This window comes from Paenibacillus sp. Z6-24, assembly GCF_054161335.1.
In genome coordinates this window covers 727,307-749,000 of sequence record NZ_CP096398.1, presented here as the reverse complement: position 1 = coordinate 749,000, position 21,694 = coordinate 727,307, and the positions used below count along the sequence as shown (strand labels likewise).

General features: G+C 42.3%; 15 protein-coding genes. 1 reads left to right on the top strand and 14 read right to left on the bottom strand.

Going from position 1 to position 21,694, the window contains the following annotated elements; translation table 11 throughout:
- Positions 1 to 38: 38 nt before the first annotated feature.
- From M1D61_RS03205 to M1D61_RS03155, 11 genes are all read right to left on the bottom strand, one after another.
- Positions 39 to 1,463 carry an undecaprenyl-phosphate glucose phosphotransferase gene (locus tag M1D61_RS03205; protein WP_458121174.1) on the bottom strand — a complete coding sequence of 475 codons (1,425 nt, stop codon included), beginning with the start codon at positions 1,461 to 1,463 and terminating at the stop codon, positions 39 to 41.
- Positions 1,460 to 2,365 carry a glycosyltransferase family 2 protein gene (locus tag M1D61_RS03200; RefSeq protein WP_458121173.1) on the bottom strand — a complete coding sequence of 302 codons (906 nt, stop codon included), beginning with the start codon at positions 2,363 to 2,365 and terminating at the stop codon, positions 1,460 to 1,462. Before M1D61_RS03200 ends, M1D61_RS03205 begins: the two co-directional genes overlap by 4 nt.
- Positions 2,366 to 2,544: 179 nt before the next feature.
- Positions 2,545 to 3,552 carry a glycosyltransferase family 2 protein gene (locus M1D61_RS03195; RefSeq protein WP_458121172.1) on the bottom strand — a complete coding sequence of 336 codons (1,008 nt, stop codon included), beginning with the start codon at positions 3,550 to 3,552 and terminating at the stop codon, positions 2,545 to 2,547.
- Between the two features lie 220 nt (positions 3,553 to 3,772).
- Entirely contained in the window at positions 3,773 to 4,645 is an 873-nt protein-coding gene (gene rfbD / locus M1D61_RS03190; RefSeq protein ID WP_458121171.1) for a dTDP-4-dehydrorhamnose reductase, read from the bottom strand.
- Complete coding sequence (rfbB, locus tag M1D61_RS03185) at positions 4,645 to 5,664, bottom strand: dTDP-glucose 4,6-dehydratase (RefSeq protein WP_458121170.1); 1,020 nt, start codon at positions 5,662 to 5,664, stop codon at positions 4,645 to 4,647. Before rfbB ends, rfbD begins: the two co-directional genes overlap by 1 nt.
- 96 nt (positions 5,665 to 5,760) lie before the next feature.
- A complete protein-coding gene (gene rfbC / locus M1D61_RS03180; RefSeq protein WP_458121169.1) occupies positions 5,761 to 6,306 on the bottom strand; it encodes a dTDP-4-dehydrorhamnose 3,5-epimerase in 546 nt (181 codons plus the stop codon).
- A 9-nt stretch (positions 6,307 to 6,315) separates the two neighbouring features.
- Entirely contained in the window at positions 6,316 to 7,059 is a 744-nt protein-coding gene (locus M1D61_RS03175) for a sugar phosphate nucleotidyltransferase (RefSeq protein ID WP_458121168.1), read from the bottom strand.
- 224 nt (positions 7,060 to 7,283) lie between these two features.
- Positions 7,284 to 9,578, bottom strand: a complete 2,295-nt coding sequence (locus M1D61_RS03170; RefSeq protein WP_458121167.1) for a glycosyltransferase family 2 protein — start codon at positions 9,576 to 9,578, stop codon at positions 7,284 to 7,286.
- A gap of 19 nt (positions 9,579 to 9,597) precedes the next feature.
- A complete protein-coding gene (locus tag M1D61_RS03165; RefSeq protein ID WP_458121166.1) occupies positions 9,598 to 11,166 on the bottom strand; it encodes a class I SAM-dependent methyltransferase in 1,569 nt (522 codons plus the stop codon).
- On the bottom strand, positions 11,163 to 12,392 hold the full coding sequence (locus tag M1D61_RS03160; RefSeq protein WP_458121165.1) for an ABC transporter ATP-binding protein: 1,230 nt from the start codon (positions 12,390 to 12,392) through the stop codon (positions 11,163 to 11,165). Before M1D61_RS03160 ends, M1D61_RS03165 begins: the two co-directional genes overlap by 4 nt.
- An 11-nt stretch (positions 12,393 to 12,403) precedes the next feature.
- Complete coding sequence (locus M1D61_RS03155; RefSeq protein ID WP_458121164.1) at positions 12,404 to 13,774, bottom strand: ABC transporter permease; 1,371 nt, start codon at positions 13,772 to 13,774, stop codon at positions 12,404 to 12,406.
- A 177-nt stretch (positions 13,775 to 13,951) separates the two neighbouring features.
- Here M1D61_RS03155 and M1D61_RS03150 point away from each other — a divergent pair, with 177 nt between their 5' ends.
- Complete coding sequence (locus tag M1D61_RS03150) at positions 13,952 to 16,414, top strand: O-antigen ligase family protein (RefSeq protein WP_458121163.1); 2,463 nt, start codon at positions 13,952 to 13,954, stop codon at positions 16,412 to 16,414.
- Positions 16,415 to 16,622: 208 nt separating this feature from the next.
- On the opposite strand, the gene galU (M1D61_RS03145) is transcribed toward M1D61_RS03150, so the two are convergent.
- From galU (M1D61_RS03145) to M1D61_RS03135, 3 genes are all read right to left on the bottom strand, one after another.
- Complete coding sequence (gene galU / locus M1D61_RS03145; RefSeq protein WP_458121162.1) at positions 16,623 to 17,519, bottom strand: UTP--glucose-1-phosphate uridylyltransferase GalU; 897 nt, start codon at positions 17,517 to 17,519, stop codon at positions 16,623 to 16,625.
- Positions 17,520 to 17,815: 296 nt separating this feature from the next.
- On the bottom strand, positions 17,816 to 18,703 hold the full coding sequence (galU, locus tag M1D61_RS03140; RefSeq protein ID WP_458121161.1) for a UTP--glucose-1-phosphate uridylyltransferase GalU: 888 nt from the start codon (positions 18,701 to 18,703) through the stop codon (positions 17,816 to 17,818).
- A 320-nt stretch (positions 18,704 to 19,023) separates the two neighbouring features.
- Complete coding sequence (locus M1D61_RS03135; protein WP_458121160.1) at positions 19,024 to 21,534, bottom strand: DUF3656 domain-containing U32 family peptidase; 2,511 nt, start codon at positions 21,532 to 21,534, stop codon at positions 19,024 to 19,026.
- Positions 21,535 to 21,694 lie beyond the last annotated feature (160 nt).

Here is a 21,694-nt window from a genome sequence, read left to right as displayed (position 1 = left end):
CAGGCAGCGCCATTCAGGCGTGGTGCCTGCAGCTGATCTTAATACGCATTTTTGTTCATGAATCCATTACGGATCGTTTTGAAAATAATCTTGATATCGAATAACAGCGACCAGTTCTCGATATAGAAAATGTCGTGGTTGATCCGCTCTTCAATCGATGTATCCCCGCGCAGTCCATTGCTCTGCGCCCAGCCGGTAATGCCGGGACGGACATGGTGCTTGACCATGTATTTGGGAATTTCCTCGCGGAACTGCTCCACGAAGTAAGGACGCTCCGGCCGCGGGCCGACTACACTCATATCGCCGATCAGTACATTGAAGAACTGGGGCAGCTCATCCAGGCTCGTACGCCGGATAAAGGAACCAAACTTGGTCTTGCGCGGATCATTGGCTGTCGTCCAGCCGGTATCGATCTGTCCTTCCGGGATCACCCGCATGGAGCGGAACTTAAACATCATAAATGTACGACGGTTCAGTCCGACACGCTCCTGCTTGAAAATGATCGGCCCAGAGGAAGTCAGCTTCACCCCGATCGCTACGAACAGCATAATCGGTGAAGTGATAATGATGGCAGCCAGTGAAAATACGATATCAAACAGCCTTTTGAAAATACGATTGGCTGCAATATCCAGCGGGATATCTCGCACATTGATCATCGGCATACCGGCAAAGTTATCAAAATACGGACGTGCCGGCAAATAATCGAAAAAGTCCGGTATGATCAGCGTACGCACGCCGGCCTTTTCACATTCGGCGATAATGAGCGGATACTTGTTATGTGCATCCAGCGGCAGTGCCAGAATGACCTCATCAATCATCATCTCATGCAGCTTGTGGCCCAGATCGTCGATCTTGCCAAGCACTGGCTTGTACTTCTTCGATTCAATCCCGTCGAATTCACGGTAATCATCAAGAAATCCCACAATCTCGTAGCCCATTTCCGGGTACTGCAGCAGATTGTCGTAGAAGCGCTTGCCGAGCGAACCTGCTCCGAGAATAAGCACAAACTGCTTGTTAAAGCCCTTCTGACGGGCACGTTTCAGTCCAAGCTTGATAATGTAACGGTAGCCCATAATGAGCAGCAGATTCATCACTACATACAGCAGCAGATAGTAACGCGAGATATTGATTTCTTTGAAGAAGAACAATGCACCAAGCAGGATAAAGATGCTGACCGCATGGGTCTGTATAATTTTGAGCAGCTCATCCGCAAAGCGCTTTTTACGCTTGGGCGAATACAGACTGCTGAGCGTTCCAATCAGGATGGCAATCACGCCGTAAATCAAGCTCCATTTGCCATATGTCTCAACCGGCAGTGCACCATAGCCTGCTGTTGGACTATCGTAAGGAAGAATATCACTCTGGAATTTGATAAACCAGGCAATTAGAAAGGAAATTTGAATCACAGAGAAATCCGCCAGAATATACAGTCTGGTCAAAAAATGCTGATTTTTGCGGATCACGTATGGACTCTCCTTTCCGAATCGGATACCGGCGCCGGGTGGGCGCGAAGCAGTTTATTTTTGAGTAGAGACATGGCCAGTTTGACACCGATACCCGTGAAGACAATACCATTGGTAATGAACGAATACTTTTGACGGTAATGCTTGCGGTGGAACAACCACATCGCCCGGTGAAACTCGTAGATGATTTTGAAAGGCTTGCGCCGGCTGCTGGCACCTTTGTGATGCACGATGAATGTATCGGCACAGTAGTGAATCTCCCAGTCCGCTTCCTTGATCCGGTAGCACCAGTCGATATCTTCCCCATACATAAAGAACTCTTCATCCAATCCACCAACCTGCTCGATCACCTCGCGGCGCACCAGCATAAACGCACCAACCAGGGAATCCACCTGATACGATTCATCCGGGCTCAGATAGCCCAGCTGGTAGCCGTTGAACCGTGGATGGTTTGGAAACAGTTTCGAAAATCCAAAAGCATAATAGAACGATGCCGAAGGTGTCGGGAATCCTCGCTTGCACGCTTTATCCAAGGAACCGTCCGGCAGGATAATTTTGCAGCCTGCTGCGCCTGCACGAGGATGGGCATCCATGAAAGACACCATCGTCTCCAGGGTGTCCGGCTGAACGATGGTGTCGGAATTAAGCAGCAAAGTATATCGTCCCCGGGCGACCTTCATCCCGATATTATTGCCTTTGGCAAAGCCACCATTATTGGAGTTGGCAATAAATACAGCATCCGGATACGCTGCCGGAATACGGGTGGTTGAATCATCACTGGAATGATTATCGACGACAATAATCTCGTAGGAATACTGTGTCTGTGAATTGTATACGGATTGAATACAGTCCATGGTCAGCTGGCATGTATTGTAGTTAAGAATTAAAATGCTAACGTCCATAATAACGCTCCTGCTCTATATTGAAGACTTCTAAAAATCACGAAATATGTTTATCGGCTTATCTTCCTGAAATTTTTCATTCATTAGTGTAATCTAATCGCATTATAGCATAGATATAGAAACAGGAGTTAGCTTCGGGAACCGGAAAAACATTTATTACCATTTTGATTATATTAAGGTTAAATATAACCAACCAAAATTAGAAATCGAAATAATAATTGCTCTGTTAGCGATTGTCTAAATAATTTGCAGTGCCGCAAATAATGAATACGATCCATAATTGTATTTCTCGGCGTAATAAATTGATTAAGCTGCTTGGTCATTTCTTTATCGGATATACTGGAACCATAAATTCGTTTGAATTCTTTCGCTTGCTTGACGAGCAGCTTTTTATCTCCTTTGTGCTTAAGAAAACTGTTCCACTTCTTTTTTACTTTCTGATAAACGGTCCACTCTCCGCCAACAGCATTTCCACCATGTTGGCGGTAATAAATGGATGGACTATGCACAAAGTGAATTTTTCCAAAACATGAGATAACTAAATACGCCCACCAGTCATGCATTTGTATACAATCAATATTTACCTCTTTCTTAGTGTTTACAAGCAACTGTAAGGCAGAACGGTTAAAGGATACCGTCGCTCCTACAGCGATATTCTGAATAAGTGCATTATAAAAAGAAGGCTTCAAATGAGGCATTCCTGGCCAGATTGCAGTCGGATTAAGTTCTCCATCCGTAAGCTGAGTATCCGTACAGATCAGTGAAGGTAGACGACCGGTAAGATAGTTATTTTGTACCAAAAACTCAGGTGTCTGATTATACAGCGATTTAGGGTCTCTTTCCATATCCGATAAAAGCTGGACTGCCTGCTGTGCTTTGTGTGGCATCCATACATCATCCTGATCACAAAAACAAAAATATTCAGATTCCTGATTGGCCTGCTGCATCAGAGTCCAAAAACTAGGAATCACACCAATGTTGTCTCCTTGTATTAATTTAATAAGTGTAGGGTACATTTGTTCATATTTAGCTAATATAGAAAGGGTGTTATCACTTGATCCATCGTCACGAATCAAAATATGAATAGGTCTGTACGGTTGTGACAGTATACTATCCAGTTGTGCTTCGATATATTGCGCTCCATTGTACGTAGACATAAGAACTTGCAGCATCCCATTCTGGTTCATAACCATACCTCATTTTTCGAAAAATATATGTACATGGCTTGGTCTAATAAGCATCCTTGCTATTGCATAGTGATCTAAACTTCGCCTGATATGCATTATACACAACAACTAGAGTGTCTGATATCAATCCTAACCAAAAAGTTGAATGATGATCCTGTAACCGATCATCATTCAACTTCTGGTTTAATCTATTTTATTTATCATCTGCGCTGTAAATTTTTCACTTTATACCATTTTTATATTCTTCCAAAAATGCTTTCAATCCATCCTGCCAGGAACGGATATCTTCAAAGCCGTTTGTACGAATCGATAAATGCTCCATTACTGAATTGGCTGGACGTGGAGCAGGTCTTGGAAAGTCAGCAGTTGTACAGGGCTCAATCTTGGCTGTAATGGATGCACCAAGAATTTCCTTAGCCTGTGCAAAGATCTCACCTGTAAACTCGTACCATGTACAAGAATCACTGTTGGATGCATGGTAAATACCATATTTTTCTGTCAGCATGAGTTCAGATATGAAATTCGCTAAATCAACGGTATACGTTGGCGAACCTTTCTGGTCATGAACTACTTTTAATTGGGGTTTTTCCTGTCCCAGCTTCAGCATCGTTTTGACAAAGTTATTGCCATGCATACCATATACCCATGATGTACGCACGATAAAGTAACGGCTGCATAGGGATTGAGTCAACACTTCACCTGCACGCTTGGACTTGCCGTAAATACCCTGTGGATCAGTATTATCATATTCATGGTAAGGAGTATTTCCCTGTCCATTAAATACATAATCCGTGCTGATATAAACTACCTTGGCCTGTACCGCTTCGGCGGCAACTGCAATATTACGGCTGCCTGTCGCATTTACCAGATAAGCACCATCCACATCTGTCTCGGCTGCATCTACCGCTGTATAGGCAGCACAGTGGACAACCACATCCGGATGAAACTGACCAATGACCTGCTGACACTGCTCCAGATCGATAATGTCCAGCTGGCTGCGATCACAGCCTAATACAGTATGTCCTTTGCGTTTCAGTACAGCTACTGTATCAACACCAAGTTGACCAGAAGCTCCGGTAACCAGTACTTTCATTATTTCTCACCCAAACGGCTACCATACTGCTTTTGGTAGTATGCCTGGTATTCACCTGATGCAATACGAGCCCACCACTCTTTATTATCCAGGTACCACTGGATAGTAGCTTTGATACCCGATTCAAAATTGTGTTTTGGCTTCCAGCCAAGCTCAGTCATTGTTTTTGTTGGATCGATACCATAGCGACGGTCATGTCCAGGACGATCTTCTACATACTTAATGAGCGATTCCGGTTTGCCCAGCTGCTCCAGGATTGTTTTAACAATATGAATATTCGTACGCTCATTGTTACCGCCGATATTGTATACTTCACCATCGCGTCCATTATGGATGACCAGGTCAATTGCACTGCAGTGGTCTTCTACATATAACCAGTCACGAATATTCAACCCGTCTCCATATACAGGCAATGCTTCATCAGCCAATGCACGTGAAATGATCAACGGGATCAATTTCTCTGGGAATTGGAACGGACCATAGTTGTTGGAGCAGCGAGTAATGTTTACAGGCAGACCAAATGTTTCATTATAGGCACGTACCAATAGATCGCCGCCTGCTTTACTTGCAGAATAAGGGCTGTTTGGAGTTAGTGGAGTCTCTTCAGTAAACAGGCCAGTTTCACCGAGTGTACCGTATACTTCATCTGTGGATACTTGAACAAATTTAGTAATATTGTGCTTTTTCGCTACATCCAAGAGCACCTGAGTGCCCAGTACGTTTGTTTTTACAAATACATCCGGTTCCAGAATACTGCGGTCTACGTGAGACTCTGCCGCAAAATTGACGATGATATCTACTCCTTGAGATACCAGCTCATTCATTTTGGCTGTATCGCCGATATCAGCTTTAACAAATGTGTGGTTGGGATTGCCTTCGATTGCTTTTAGGTTTTCCAGGTTGCCCGCATAGGTTAGCGAATCAACATTGATAATTTGGTATTCGGGATGTTCACGCAGCATGTACAGTACAAAGTTGCTGCCAATGAATCCGGCGCCGCCGGTAACAAGTAGTTTCATAAAATAGCCTCCTGTAATCAGTGAATAAGATTCAGCAAAGGTGCTGAATCTTATTCTTTCCAAATTGATATTTTAATATATTAGAAATATGATGTCTTAAAAATTAATGTCTGCATCTTTTAGTAACGGATGACGTGTATCTTTATCAGAAAGTGTTGGCTTATCTATAGGCCAATCAATTCCGAGCGCCGGATCATTCCAGAGAATACCACGGTCATGTTCCGGTGAATAATATTCATCCACTTTATACAGAACTTGTGTATTTGGGACGATTGTACAGAATCCATGAGCAAACCCTTGAGGCACCAGCAGCTGACGTTTATTGTATTCACTCAGAATAAATCCCTGCCATTGTCCGAATGTTGGAGAATCTTTCCGGATATCGACAATAACGTCGTAAATAGCCCCTGAAATAACACGTACCAATTTGGTTTGAGCTTTCGGATTTAACTGATAATGTAATCCTCGCAAGACTCCTGGTTCTGCAGAAAGAGATTGATTATCCTGGATAAACTTGTAATTGATACCCAGATCATGCATTATCGTTTCATTGTAACTCTCCATAAAGAAGCCTCTATGATCCCCATGAACAACAGGATCCAGCAGCTTTGCTCCTTGAAGTTGTAGATCAATAGCTTTCATAATGGCCTCCTATAGCTTCAACTTGCCGAATTCTTCACCGAATGTAATATCTTTTGCCAGTTCATTCGCTTTAGCCAGAGATGCATGAGTACCTGCATCGGTCCACCAACCTTCAAGAATATCAAAGGAAAGCTCACCACGTTGGATATAGGCGTTATTCACATCGGTAATTTCCAATTCACCGCGTGCAGAAGGTTTTAACGTTTTTACAATATTGAAGACATTGCTATCAAACATGTAAATGCCTGTTACAGCATACTCGCTTTTAGGCATTTTTGGTTTTTCTTCGATAGAAACGATGCGTTCTCCGTCCAATTCGGCTACACCGTAACGCTGCGGATCGTGAACCTTTTGCAAGAGCAGCTTGGCACCTTTTTGTTGCGTACGGAAATTCTCTACGAATGGTGTAATATCATCTTCAAAGACATTGTCGCCCAGGATAACTGCCATTTGATCATCCCCAACAAAATGTTCTGCCAAATCAAGCGCTTGAGCAATTCCGCCTGCTTCGTCCTGCACCTTGTATGTAAAGGTTACACCCATATCATGACCGCTACCAAGCAGGTTTACTACATCGCCCATGTGGTCTTTACCAGTTACGATAAGAATATCTTTGATGCCAGCCTGCTTCAGTTTTTGCACCGAATAAAAAATCATTGGATATTTACCAACAGGCAGCAAATGCTTGTTCGTTACTTTAGTAAGGGGATACAGGCGTGTACCTGTTCCTCCCGCAAGAATAATACCTTTCATAAAAAAACCTCCTGATTTTTATTATGGCCCTTATTTAAAATCGTATTTTCAAATGTCATTCCTAATAGTATATTAATAAGCAGTAAAATTCCATGAAGCTGACTAATTTTTTCGTAACTTTACTTCTGCCTTTTATCATATAGTCAGAAATGAACAATTTAGGATCTAACAAAGCTTGCTAAAAGAAATCTTCCATCAACACACCTATCGTGTGTTTCTGTCCATTAATCAATATAAGGATAGCCTAGAGAAAAGTCTTCTCTATCCTTAGTTAAATTAGGATTGTAAAATGGATCTTCTTTCAATTGTTCCGGCCATTTATTTTTCATGTACATAACTTCATTTGTAAATCTTTTTTGCTTTTCAGGAGTATCTTCATATCCTCGACTTTTGGATTCATAGTGAATAAGGACAGCTTGTGGAAGCCAAATATTCCAATATCCTTTACGACGAACTTCTAGACAGAAATCAATATCATTAAAAGCAACTTGCAGCTCTTCATTAAAACCGCCCACTTCTTCGCATATCTCACGACGAATCATCAAACATGCGGCTGTAACCGCTGAATAGTTACAAACCATTTGTAGTCTTCTGAAATAACCAGGATCAGTTGCCATATAATGTTTGTGACTATGCCCTGCTACGCCTCCTAAACTCAATACAACACCTGCATGTTGCATTGTTTCATCAGGATAAAGTAACTTAGCACCTACAGCTCCTATTTCAGGACGTATTGCCTGACTAGCCATTTCTCCGAGCCAATCAGGAGTAACAATCTCAACATCATTATTCAAGAAAAGAAAAAGTTCTCCCTTTGCCTTACTGCAACCATAATTATTCAGTTTGGAGTAGTTAAACGGGATATCATATTCAACTACATTAAAGCGATTCGGTTCCTTTTCCAGCCATTTATCATACAATTGCTTGGTTGTAGGATCGGTACTACCATTATCTACAATAATCACTTCATAATTTGTATAAGTCGTTTTTTCATAAATCGATGTCAAACATGTGGATAGCGTCTCTGTCATATTTTTACTTGGAATAATAATAGAGATAAGCGGTTCTGTTTTAGCTTGATAATGAACACGATACAGATTGAAAGCATCCTCTACATCCTCTACCCATCCATTTAGCTTTCGCCGTACTAACGCATCCTCTACAGCTCTCCGTCCGGATTCTTGTGTGTAATTTTTGGATGAATTACTTGAAGCTGTTGATTCAGGTATCGCTCTCCAGTGATATAGGATTTTAGGAATATGATAGATATACTTTGTCTTTTCGGATACACGTAACATTAAATCATAGTCTTGACTACCTTCAAATCCTATTCGGAATCCTCCTACTTCTTCTATCAAAGATTTTCGATACAAAGTTAAATGCGAAGTATACATTTGTGAAAGAAGTGTATCTGGCGACCAGTCCGGTTTGAAAAATGGAGAAAAGCGTTCGCCTTCTAAAGAAATTTTATCTTCATCACTATAGATGACATCTGCTTCTGGCGAATGGTTAAGCAAGCGTACATTTTCCAGCAAAGCAATTTCTGCCAACTCGTCATCATGATCCAACAAAGCAATAAACTCGCCAGTACTTGCTTCAACTCCTGAATTGGATGCTCTGGAAATATGTCCATTTTCTTTACGGAAAATAGGTTTTATTCGTTCATCTTTCTCAGCATACTCTTTAAGTACACGTTGAATATGCTCTTTGGATGAACAATCATCAACTATACATAATTCCCAATTTGGATACACCTGCGCAATAACAGAATCTATACATTTTCGCAACCAAACTTCATCAACATTGTATACCGGAACAATGATTGAAATTAAAGGCCGATAACTCAAACTATCAAGTCTGCTTTCCAAAACATCACGAGAATAAAGTGGTGAAGCGGTCCATAATTTGTATCTATCCTCATCAATCGCATGTATACTGTGCTGATTAAACACACCTGATGCATTTTTTGTTTTTTCCCACACTTCTCGCAAGCCCTTGTCTCTGTATATTCTCACGGCTTTCTTCATAAGAAAAACAAACGTAGACCAGGAACTCCCTTTTTGTTTCATAACATTTTTAACGGATTTGAGTAGAATATGCATTTTATTTACTTTTTTGAATTCCAGATCACTAATTTCAAATTCTGTTACTTCTTCCCCAGGATCCAAACGTAAATTTTGAGCATAAGGAGGAATAAAAATAGTAACGTATTGTTTACTACCTTCAATTGATATAGTTGACATTGAGCAGCTGTTTTCTTCCTGAAATCCATTACCATCATCCCAATATAATTTTAAAGGAATGTAATTGTCAGCTTTGGATTCCCATTCAATATTGTTCCAACCTTTATATACTGTCCCCTTAATTATAAAAGCAGGATCATTTCCAGTAATTTCCCACCTTGTATCATTGAGCTTCTTTAAGTCCGAAATCGGAACGAGTTGTACCTTAGTTTTTACTTTTAATAGACCAGCCAAAAATTGAGACAGACTTTTTCGATTTGTTTCTTCTATAGACAAAGTTAATCCTCCATATATTTTATCTTTTCCCCATTAATTTTTTTAATATAATTATCATCTTCCAAGTTTTAGAATTATATACACTGTTTAATTCTTTGAGCAATTCCATTTTTTCATTACTAACCTGTTCTATACGTTCATTTGCGCGATTTTTATAATCATCTAGTTGCCGCTGACATTGCTTGATTTTTTCTTGGTATTCTAGTATCTCTTGCTGATAATTCAATATATCTTGTTGGTATTTATCTGACTCTTCTTTTTGTAACAGCAAAAGTTGATCATAATTATTTTGAAGCAGTTGAAGACCATTCTTTATTTTTTTTCGTTTGTCTTTTTTGGCTTGGAATATTTTTTTAAACTCTTTTACTACAGTCTCATAATCTTTGGAAAACAAATATATATCTAATGACATTTTTAAAATGTTAACAGGCTGTTCAAGATCTAGTATGATGTAAGGATCATCATTTTCATAAACATATACTTCGTTTAAATTGAAGTCGAAATTTCCATTTATAGAATAAGTGAGCTCTTCTCCATTCTCATTTACTAACTGAATATTATTAATCTTATAGATACCTGAATAATTGGATGGGTCTATTCGAATTGAATAAATAGAGTTATGATTTAAAAGATCTATGTCATGAGAATGCAAATTAACAGGCTCATTTAGCTTATATACAATAGTATTTTCCTCATTATACCCTTCGCCTGTATTGATATATATTTTTAATTCATCTAGGTATTGTTTTTGTTCAGCATCTACTTCTTTATTTAATAAAGAAACAAGATTATAAAAATCTTTTTCCATTATTTTTAGTTCTTCATCATATTTTGATGGAATGGTCTTTTCTTCGAAAACTTCATTTAATATATTAACATTATAACATTTGGAAACAACAACTATTTTTCTGTACGACTCTTCTGAATAATCCCACTCAAAAATTTTGGAATTATAAAACTTGTCAATTTCATCTCTGAAAAAATTAAGTTTAGAGTTATATGCTGCAAAAAAATGAATTTTCATCATTCTTTCCCATATATCAACATTCCCATGTCCAATAATCTTATAAGATATATCCTTCTTTTGTGTCAAGTAGCTCTTCATAGCATCTAACTTTGGTAATCCATTATCTCTATGCTCTCTAAGCCATATAAAATCCTCACCAAATATTCCCTTATAAATGGAATTTGCTACTATTTCAGAATCTACTACTTTAGGTGAATCAAATGGAGCGGTAATCACAAAAAATTCTTTACTCACACGCTGAAGTTCATCAATAAATTTATTTCTCTTTGCTTCGGGAATATGCTCGAAAACGTCCAAAGCTACAACAATATCATATTCATCATCTTCAAACTCCATAGCAGTTGCATCACCAAGTATATATTGTGGATCATTCATAAGATGTTCAGGCAATTCAATATCCAAATATGTGATTTGATCATTTGGAAGGAATTTTTCCAAATTTCTATGTTCGTTTGCTCCGACTTCAAGTATACGAAAACATTTATTTTGAGTTCTAAAGCGGTTTACGATTGTAGTCACATTATTATAACGTTGATATTGATCAAAAATAACATGGATCACTGTACCACTTCCCATCTATGATTCATATATACAAGACCTTCAGAAATATATTTATTGGTTATAGAAATACGTTCAGCATTTTCTTTATAATGTAAGCACACTAATCCTTCATTGTTAAATATCCCTACATCTATACAGTATTTCCCACCTAGTAGAGGGATTTGCGAAATGATATATCTGACTGTATGCTTGCCAAGAGTTTGCGGTATATCGATTTCTTCCAGAAAAGTATTAGGACCAAAAATATATTCTCTGTTAGGTGTATATAGAGCAACGCCAAGTAGTAAGTCTTTAACATTGGATTCATATACTTCATATTCAATTTCAACGATAATCTCGTCAAAAGTTTTAACATTTTCTTTGTTTACTTTCACATTAGAAATGTAAGCCATATACTCTGATGATACTCCTGAAATGGTTGGAACTTCCGTTTCTTCCGGCTGCTCGTCAACAACTGCTTTATTTCGCTCTAAGTCTGAAGATGCATTGCCCGAATCAGTTTTCATATAGCTTTCATAAATATCTACAACTTCACTTGATTCTCCTACAGCTTCGATTTTACCTTCTCTAATCCATACCGCTCTGTTACAGAAACGTTTAACTTGTTCTGTAGCATGTGATACAAAAAGAATGGTGACTCCTCTTTTCTTCAATTCCTTCATTTTTTCTATACACTTTGTTTGAAAACGACTATCCCCTACTGCCAAAGCTTCGTCCACAATAAGAATATCTGGATCTACATTAATAGAAACAGCAAAGGCCAGGCGGGCAAACATACCACTTGAATAAAGCTTGACCGGTTGTTCTATAAAAGATCCTATATCAGCAAATTCTATAATGTTCTCAATTTTCTGGTTCATTTCCTCACGACTGATACCCAGCATAAGGCCATTCAAATAGATATTTTCACGACCTGTATATTCCGGGTTAAAACCTGCTCCAAGCTCCAAAATTGCAGAAATTCTACCGTGTGCAATTATTTCGCCATGTGTAGGCGTTAAGATACCTGTGATCAACTTAAGTAATGTCGATTTCCCAGATCCATTTCTCCCCAAAAACCCAACTGCTTCCCCAGGGTAAATATTTAAATTCAAACCATCCAAAGCATTAAATGTCTGGTGGTACTTTTTATCTGATAGACTAAGGGACTCCTTTAACCGATCAATGGGTTTATCATACAATTTATAGGTTTTAATCACATTCTTCACTTCAATAATAGGCTCCATAATTTCCACTCCTAAAGCACATCAGAGAAATGTGGCTTTAATTTTTTGAAAACTTTAATCCCCAAAACGAGAATAATGCTGCAGAACACCCAAAAATACAGGGTCTGATAAGGTCTCTCCCAAAACATGATATGCTCAATAAGCGTATCTCTGTAACCCTGTACAATGTAATACATTGGATTAAGTTTAAATACAAATGCCCAGAAGTCATTCAACATAGTAACGGCCCAGCCAATAGGTGTAAACCAGAAACCAACTTGTAATATGATTCCAATAATCTGGTTAAGATCTTTGAAAAACAAAATAATAGCTGATGTTAAAATTGATAAAGCAAATACTAGCATAAGTGAGCAAAATAAATAATAAACTAACTGTAAATCAACAAGCTCTGGATAAAGGCCATAAGAACTATAAACAATAAAAATAAATGCTATAAAAAATAAATGTACAAACAAAGCTGAAACAATCTTAACAACCGGCAATAACTCTATTTTAAATACAACCTTCTTTACCAGATAACTGTACTCCATAAAAACATTCGTTCCCCCCAGTAATGCTTCTGAGAAGAAAAACCATGGGATAATACCAGCTATAAACCATAGAATAAATGGAACGCTCGATATATCACCACTTCTCAAACCCACTTGGAAAACAAACCAATACGTAGCAATGGTAATAAGCGGTTGTATAAATCCCCAAATTATTCCCAAATACGACGCTGCATATTTAGTTTTAAAATCATTTTTCGCCAAATTAACTATTAATTTCCGTCCCTGAATCGTATATTTGATATATCTTGCCACTTCTTTAACATTTCTGATAGCCCAAGTACAGAGGATCGCAGTGATTACACTCAAAATTAGGAACAGGGCTAAATAAACGTAGTTCTCTTTTAAGATCATTGTATGAAAATAACCAATATTAAAGCCTATAAAAGGATCTTTTCCGAGTGACTTTAAACGAATAAAGTTTTGTTCTTTATTCAAGACTTTAACCTGTTGAACAGATAAATCCAGATTAGAAATATTAATATTAACAGTATGATTTTTAGATAATTTTATATCTTTTATATCTATATCAGCTGGCTGATTACCAGTATCCAATCTTACTTTACTTACATTTTGCGGGATATTAAACTGTATTTTTTTCCATTCTGTCGAGTCTGTATAACTTTTAATGATGGACTGACTTTCATCCCACTTCCCATTTGGTTCTTCGGCAAAATATAATTGAACATCTGCATTTACATTGGATTTGTATTGGAGACTAAGTGTAGTAGCTACCGTAGTTTGATAATAAGTTCTTATTATCAAAAAAAATGATATTGTTAGTATTAAAGCTAATATAATTAAAGTGGTGTTTCTTGCAAATGAATTTTTCATTAATACTCTCCTTACGTTATCCAAATAATAAATTAACTTTTAGTCATTTCACGAATTCGAACTCATTTTACAATTTATTAAATCAAAAATATTGAACGTAATAATAGCCTAGTGGTGAACACAGGGCGCATTATGCTAAAATGTCTTAGTACCTCTTATGTAAAGGAGTTTAAAACATTGGCTAATCCAGTATACGGCAAACAGTTTAAAGCGTCCACTGAGGACGACAAACGTAATGGCATGTTCTGGGTCGTTAACATCTGTCTCATTTTGTTCCTGTTATGGACCCCATTTCAAATTGCATTGTTCAATGGTCTTGGCGTAAGTTTTGAGAAACCGATTTTCTGGGCAGTGATGATGTCGGGTATCCTGCTGATTTTGGGATTGATTCAATTCCACAAAAAAATCAAGCTGGACGATCAGCGTGATCTGGCGGCACTGCTTATCATTCTGCTGCCGATCTCGTATATGATCTCCATGTTTTCGGCCGCCTCTTGGCATTATGCCGTAAATATGGTGCTAATACAATGGATGTACGCATTTATTTTCGTGATGGGTGTGTATATGCTGCGTGACCGGTTGTCCAACAAAATCATTCAAATTACGATCATGGGTTCCGCTTACCTGATCATCATGTTTGGATTTCTCAACTGGTTCGGCCAGGGGATTCTGGGCGGGCATCTGGTATCCTGGTTCTCGGTTGCAGTCAACAACGGTGTATATGTCGACGCGATCATGCAGGATTCCAACGGCTGGCGTCTGACTTCCGTATTCCAGTATGCGAATACATATGCAGCCTTCCTGATGGCGATCCTGTTCGCAGGACTATTTAATGTAAGCCGTCTGAAAAGATCGTATGACCACTTTATCCACGGCTTTATGCTCGTGCCGGTCATCCTGTCTCTGATTCTGACGCTGTCACGTGGTGGTCTGGTCGTCCTGCCATTCGTGCTGCTCGTGCTGCTGCTGATGCTGCGCCCGGCACAGCAGATTCTCTGGGTCATTTACATTGTGATCGCCGGTATTGCTTCGGCCGTGATTCTGAATCCGGTAACGAATATCGGTCTGCAGGTCATCGCCAAGTATGACGGCGGCGTTGCAGCCAAAGGCTGGGCGTACCTGCTGATCACATCGCTGATCGTTGGACTGATCGCGGTAGTGATCGGACGGTTCCTCGCTCCGAAGCTGGAGCATGGTGTGGAAGGCTGGACAGCGAAGCGCTTCTCCAGCGTATGGCTGCCGATCGGTGCAGCTGTTGTCGGAGGTGTGATTCTGGTACTGCTCATTGCCACCAACCTGCGCAATCTGCTGCCGGCAAATATCCGTGTCCGTTTTGAAAATATCAACTTCCAGCAAAGTAGTGTACTGGAACGTTTCACTTTTTATCGTGATGCAATGAAATTGCTGCGCGACTACCCGTTCTTCGGCGGTGGCGGCGGTGCATGGGGTGCGGCTTTTGAAGCGTATCAGAATAACCCGTATGTCAGCCGTCAGGCGCATAACTTCTTCGTTCAGTATCTGGTCGAAGTCGGGGTAATCGGATTTATTATTTTCATCTTGTTTGTCGGTTTTATTTTCTACAAATATATTCGCGGTTATATCAAATCGGATCGCGAGAAAAAAGAATCGCATTTCCTTTACTTTATACTTGTTGTCTCGATTCTGATGCACAGTCTGCTCGACTTTAACTTGAGTTATGTGTACATGAGCATTCTCGTATTCCTCGGTCTCGGCGGAATGGCTGCTGCGATGGATGCACAGCCGCTCAAGCGACTTCAGCTGGGTGCAGGTACCATCCGCGGCATTTACGTATCGCTGATGGGTATAGCCGTTATTGCGGTCGTCTTCACCTCTCTGCGCTTCAAGCAAGCTTCGGGTGATGTAATGGAAGTATCGGCGATGGCGAATACGCCAAATGCCACGTATGAAGGACTTCGTAAGCCTCTGGATGACGCACTGTCGATCCGCAGCACATTCCCGGATGGCGTTGTCTTCCTGAGTTCCCTGCTCGTACAGGGCTATCAGCAGACCAAGGATGAGCAGTTCTACAATGAGGATATGGCTCTGTTGACCAAAGCTCACGAAAAAGAGCCATTCAACAAGGATATCCTCAAACAGATGGTTACTCTCTACCAGGTACATGGAGATACCGATCAGGCGTTTAATGTAATGGTTGATAATATTCCGAAATACAAATGGGATATTTCTTGGTATGAAGGTGTCATTTCCCAGGCGTATATTCTCGGTAACCAGGCTTATGAGAAAAAAGATAAGGCTGCCGAACAGAAATACTTCCAGGCTGGACTTCAAGCGTACCAAGAAGTTCTCGATGGCATGCAGTATCTGACGACACTGCCGGAAGGTCAGCTGCAAGGTCGTGAATTTGACGTTACTCCGAAGATTGCACTGAGTATCGGTCAGATTCAGCTGATGCAAGGCAAAAATGCCGATGCGGCAGCAACCCTGAAGCGCGGACTGAAAGATGATCTGAATGACGAGACCAACAGACAGGTCGCACGTTATTATCTGGTTGCTCTGAAAAAAGAAGGTCAGAACGATCAGGCGGTCTATGACAAACTGATCGCAATCGATGCCAAGGAAAAAGAACAGATTGATCAGCTGGCCAAAACGACTTACTGATGTAGGTACCGTTTGATTCAGTCGGGATCATGAGAAATGAGAAAGAGACTTCTCCTATGATGGAGAAGCCTCTTTTTTTTGCTGTTTGTTTTATAGGATATGGATATGCATTTGCAGTACACATCGTTCATTCATACCGTTATACGTTATAGCCGATCCCTAGTCTATCCAGTTTTGAACGAGCATTTTTGTGTGAATAGTGTACTACTTATGCGGTTGGATAATCGATCTCTGTCAGTACTTTGCGCAGATATTGAATCGTTTCTTCACGCAGCTCAGGATGCTTCAATGCGTAATGGATGGTTGTCTGGATAAACCCGCTTTTCTCCCCTACATCATGGCGCAGTCCTTCGAACTGGTAAGCCAGAATGTCCTGTTGCTGGCTCAGTTTGGAAATGGCATCGGTTAGCTGGATCTCTCCGCCGGCGCCAATATCCTGATTTCCCAAAATATCAAAAATCTCCGGTGTCAGGATGTAGCGGCCCATAATCGCCAGGTTGGACGGTGCATCTTCGCGCTTGGGCTTCTCGACCAGACGGGTTGCTTTGTACAGTCGGCCGGAATCGTCGCCAGGCATCTGATCGCCTGCAACCAGACCATAGCGGGATACATGCTCCCACGGTACTTCCTTGATCCCTACAACCGATGATTCATGCTGTTCGTAGACATCCATCATCTGCTTCAGGCAAGGGATGTCCGACTCGACAATATCATCACCGAGCAGTACGGCGAATGGTTCATTGCCAATAAACTTGCGCGCACACCAGATGGCATGACCGAGTCCTTTTGGTTCCTTTTGACGGATATAGTGGATATCCGCCATCTCGGAAGATTCGCGAACCGCATCCAGCAGCTTCCACTTTTCTTTTTCTTCCAGGTTCTGTTCCAGTTCAATCGAATAGTCAAAATGGTCTTCAATCGCGCGTTTGCCTTTACCGGTAACGATGATAATATCCTCGATGCCCGATGCTACGGCTTCTTCAATAATGTACTGGATCGTTGGCTTATCCACGATCGGCAGCATTTCTTTCGGCATCGCTTTGGTGGCTGGCAGGAAACGGGTTCCGAGTCCGGCTGCGGGAATAATCGCTTTACGTATTTTCATTAATATATCTCCTTTAGCTATTTAGCAAGCATTAATTTTGGTATAAAATATACTGTAATTACCTGGAAACTTATCCCTGATGGACTTATCATCAGCCTATAATAGTAGAACACGCTTAGAACTGACAGCCAGGACTACTGTTTTCCTGAGCAGTATTCTTTCAGGTATAAATTCAACTTCATCCTGCTTGCCTATCTGATCGTAATAACAAAAAAGACACACCGTTCACTACATAAAGCAGAAAACAGTGTGTCTTTTATCATTATAGACCGAATAGGCTGTATCCTGTTTCGGATTTATTTATCCACTTCAGCCATTACTTTGCGCAGATATTCAACCGTAGAGTCGCGCAGTTCCGGATGGTTCAGTGCATAGTGGATTGTTGTCTCAATAAACCCGCTCTTCTCCCCTACGTCATGACGCAGTCCTTCGAACTGGTATGCCAGGATATCCTGCTGCTGGCCGAGTTTGGAAATGGCATCGGTCAGTTGGATCTCGCCACCGGCGCCAATATCCTGATTTCCCAAAATATCAAAAATCTCCGGTGTCAGGATGTAGCGGCCCATGATCGCCAGGTTGGATGGTGCATCTTCGCGTTTGGGCTTCTCGACCAGACCGGTTGCTTTGTACAGTCGGCCGGAATCGTCGCCAGGCATCTGATCACCTGCAACCAGACCGTAGCGGGATACATGCTCCCAAGGTACTTCTTTGACCCCTACTACAGAGGACTCATGCTTCTCGTACACGTCCATCATCTGCTTCAGGCAAGGGACATCGGATTCGACGATATCATCACCGAGCAGTACCGCAAATGGCTCGTCACCAATAAACTTGCGGGCACACCAGATGGCATGACCGAGTCCTTTTGGTTCTTTCTGGCGAATATAGTGGATATCCGCCATCTCGGACGGTTCACGAACAGCATCCAGCAGCTTCCATTTTTCTTTCTCTTCGAGGTTTTGTTCCAGCTCGAACGAGTAGTCAAAATGGTCCTCAATCGCGCGTTTGCCTTTACCGGTAACGATGATAATATCTTCAATACCGGAAGCGACCGCTTCTTCGATAATATACTGGATCGTTGGCTTGTCCACGATCGGCAGCATTTCTTTTGGCATCGCTTTGGTGGCTGGCAGGAAACGGGTTCCGAGACCTGCAGCCGGAATAATCGCTTTACGTATTTTCATCTTGTATTCCTCCATATCCCATTCAGATAAGTAATGTACAGCCGCTTAACCGCCTGCACGCTTGTCGGTTGGTAGCAGTGCTATGTAAGCCGGCAACTCGTCAATCTCACTCTGATATCTTACCCAATTTACCTGTTTTTTACCCATTCGATTGCTCTCTTCTTGGTAGCTATATTACATATGTGGATAACCTGTGAAAAAAGGATGCCCCGAAGGACATCCTTTTGCATTTATTGTGGATGATTTGCGGATAACTTCTCCGCTGAGCTGCTCGTGTTATACACAGGCTGTATCCGGATCATTCTTGGATTACGACTATCTTATTTCACCAGTTGACCGCGCGTTACGCCCAGCTGGTTGGTTGCTTTCAGACTGCGCCATACCTGGGTACCGCTGATCTCGCCGCGCAGCGCTTTGCTGTACAGTTCGATAACTTCCAGCACCTGCTCCGGCGTCTCTTCCAGGAATTCCACACGGTAGTTAGGCACACCCAGCTCCAGGAAATCTTTGAGGTATTCTGCACCGGACTGCTCGATCGCATTGTATACCGTGTTGCGGCAGCCTTCGTCCACACGTACCGGATGGGACATACCGATCCGATCCTGCAGGGATACGCGGCTGTCTTCACATGGACGACCACAGTTGGTAAAGTCGGTACCTTCGCTCAGGAAAGTACAGTACACACAGTGCTCGGTATGGAACATTGGCAGATGCTGATGGATAACCACTTCCATCTGGGACGTCTGGCTGCGTCCGAGCAGATCTACCATCTGCTGGATATTCAGGTCATACGATGGAGTAACCATATCTACGCCAGCTTCCAGGAACAGGCTTACCGCTTTGTGGTTGGCGATATTCAGTGAGAAATCCCCAATCAGCTGTGGATGGTTGTCCTGTGGATGACTCTGGCGGCGAGCCAGATAATAGTACAGTGCACCGGTATTGCGCACCAGTACCGCATCCGGTTGCAGACGCAGAATGTTGGCATGATAGCCATTTTCACCAGGCATATGGATACGCGGCGTTGCCAGCGCAATCTTTTTGCCGGCTGCGCGTACAGCAGCTACAGCTGCCGGGAACTGCTTAATAAATTCGAAATCGGCATAGATCATTTCTACATCGGTCTTCACTACAGCTTCGACCTGATCCAGATTACGGCACAGTGCAGTCAGCATCGCTTCGGTACCCTGAACCGGAGCAGTAGCCGGAGCGATATCTGCGTATGTCGTAATATCGCGCTTGATATATACCGGTGGTTTTGGACGTTCGCCTTCCAGCTGTTCTACCGCCTGACGGCGGATCGCATTCAGTTCACGCATCGGAATGATGATATCGCCGTGCAGCTGCACTTCCAGTTCATCCAGTTGGAAAATGGTACCGCCCAGACGGCCAAACTGTTCTTCCAGCAGTTCAGCAGTCATTGGACGCTTGGCTGCGATTTCCAGTTCCATCTCGGAATCCACGCGGATCGTTACGCCTTTTTGTACATCGGTCCAGTAAGTCACAAGCGGCTGACCGGCATGACCGATTGCTTTGACATGTACCGGGAATACGCGGTACGGCTTGTCGGTCTCGTACGTCTGTCTCATGCGCTTATCCAGTGCAGGATCGTTGGTTTTCCAGATCTTATCCCCAACATGTACTTTTTTGAGGTTCACATCGCTGCGACCCGGTACGATATCCACAATCCAGCTCTCTCCGGCTTCGCCTTCGAGCTTGACGCCCTGACGACGCAGATCGTAGATACGTCCGCCTTCTTCTTTTTGCGTTGGATCGCCGGCATCGAACACGATACCATCGCCGCGCTTGACCGGCGCCTCCAGACGGCAGACAACGCCATCACGCAGAATTTTCTCGACACGACCGAGGTATACGCCGCGGCTTTTCGGGAAAGTGCCGTCGACCAGTTTCTTGTTGTTGGTACCATCGAGGAACCCATGGGTAAACCCGCGTGAGAAACTCTGTTCCAGTTCGCGAATATCTTCGCGGCTGATCGGTGTGCTGTCTCCTTCAAAGTAGCGGTCAATCGCTTTGCGGTATTTGCTGACCACATTCGCGACATAGGTCGGGCTTTTCAGACGACCTTCGATTTTGAAAGAGGTAACGCCCGCTTCGATCAGTTCCGGCATGATGTCGATCGCTGCCAGATCTTTTGGCGACAGCAGATACGTCACATCGCCCATAATCTTCTGCTCGCCGTCAACGATCAGATCGTACGGCAGACGGCAGGCCTGTGCACATTCACCACGGTTCGCGGAGCGTCCGCCCCACATTTCCGAAGTCAGACACTGTCCGGAGTAGGATACACACAAAGCGCCGTGTACGAATACTTCCATTGGCAGACGTGCCTGTTCGCCGATTTTCTGAATTTGCTTGAGATTGTTCTCCCGGCCTAAGACGACCCGTTCCATATTAAATGGCTTGGTGAATTCCACCGCTTCCGGGGAAGTGATCGTCATCTGGGTCGAACCGTGAATCGGGAAGTCCGGCGAGATCTCGCGGATCATTTTCACCAGGCCCAGATCCTGTACGATTACCGCGTCCACGCCTGCATCCACGCAGGCATCGATCAGTTCCTTGGCATCTTCCAGTTCATTCTCAAATACGAGTATATTAAACGTCAAAAAGCCTTTGACTCCATAGCTGTGCAAAAATGCCATGATCTCCGGCAATTCATCCATACGGAAATTATTCGCCCGCGCACGCGCGTTAAATTTCTCCACGCCAAAAAAGACTGCGTCTGCTCCATTAGCTACCGCCGCCCGCATGCAGTCCCAGTCGCCTGCCGGCGCCAGAAGCTCCACGTCTTCTCTTCGTAATGCTGTATTCATGTAGATTGTTATCCTCCCGGATTGCCTGATGCCCAGGCAATGCTCTATTCGCGGATGAGAGCTCATCCTGATTGTTGGTATGCAACATACGCTGGTGCAGGGTGACAGCGTTACTGCTCGCTGAAGCGTGGCACCTCTGATTTAAAATGATTCTAATTCA

What these genes read in the sequence shown, in the direction of transcription:
- M1D61_RS03160 (WP_458121165.1), bottom strand. Translation starts at nt 12,392, where the DNA reads ATGGAGCCTATTATTGAAGTGAAGAATGTGATTAAAACCTATAAATTG.
- galU (WP_458121161.1), bottom strand. Translation starts at nt 18,703, where the DNA reads ATGAAAATACGTAAAGCGATTATTCCGGCTGCAGGTCTCGGAACCCGT.
- M1D61_RS03195 (WP_458121172.1), bottom strand. Translation starts at nt 3,552, where the DNA reads ATGAACCAGAATGGGATGCTGCAAGTTCTTATGTCTACGTACAATGGA.
- rfbD (WP_458121171.1), bottom strand. Translation starts at nt 4,645, where the DNA reads ATGAAAGTACTGGTTACCGGAGCTTCTGGTCAACTTGGTGTTGATACA.
- M1D61_RS03155 (WP_458121164.1), bottom strand. Translation starts at nt 13,774, where the DNA reads ATGAAAAATTCATTTGCAAGAAACACCACTTTAATTATATTAGCTTTA.
- rfbB (WP_458121170.1), bottom strand. Translation starts at nt 5,664, where the DNA reads ATGAAACTACTTGTTACCGGCGGCGCCGGATTCATTGGCAGCAACTTT.
- M1D61_RS03175 (WP_458121168.1), bottom strand. Translation starts at nt 7,059, where the DNA reads ATGAAAGGTATTATTCTTGCGGGAGGAACAGGTACACGCCTGTATCCC.
- galU (WP_458121162.1), bottom strand. Translation starts at nt 17,519, where the DNA reads ATGAAAATACGTAAAGCGATTATTCCCGCAGCCGGACTCGGAACCCGT.
- M1D61_RS03135 (WP_458121160.1), bottom strand. Translation starts at nt 21,534, where the DNA reads ATGAATACAGCATTACGAAGAGAAGACGTGGAGCTTCTGGCGCCGGCA.
- M1D61_RS03200 (WP_458121173.1), bottom strand. Translation starts at nt 2,365, where the DNA reads ATGGACGTTAGCATTTTAATTCTTAACTACAATACATGCCAGCTGACC.
- rfbC (WP_458121169.1), bottom strand. Translation starts at nt 6,306, where the DNA reads ATGAAAGCTATTGATCTACAACTTCAAGGAGCAAAGCTGCTGGATCCT.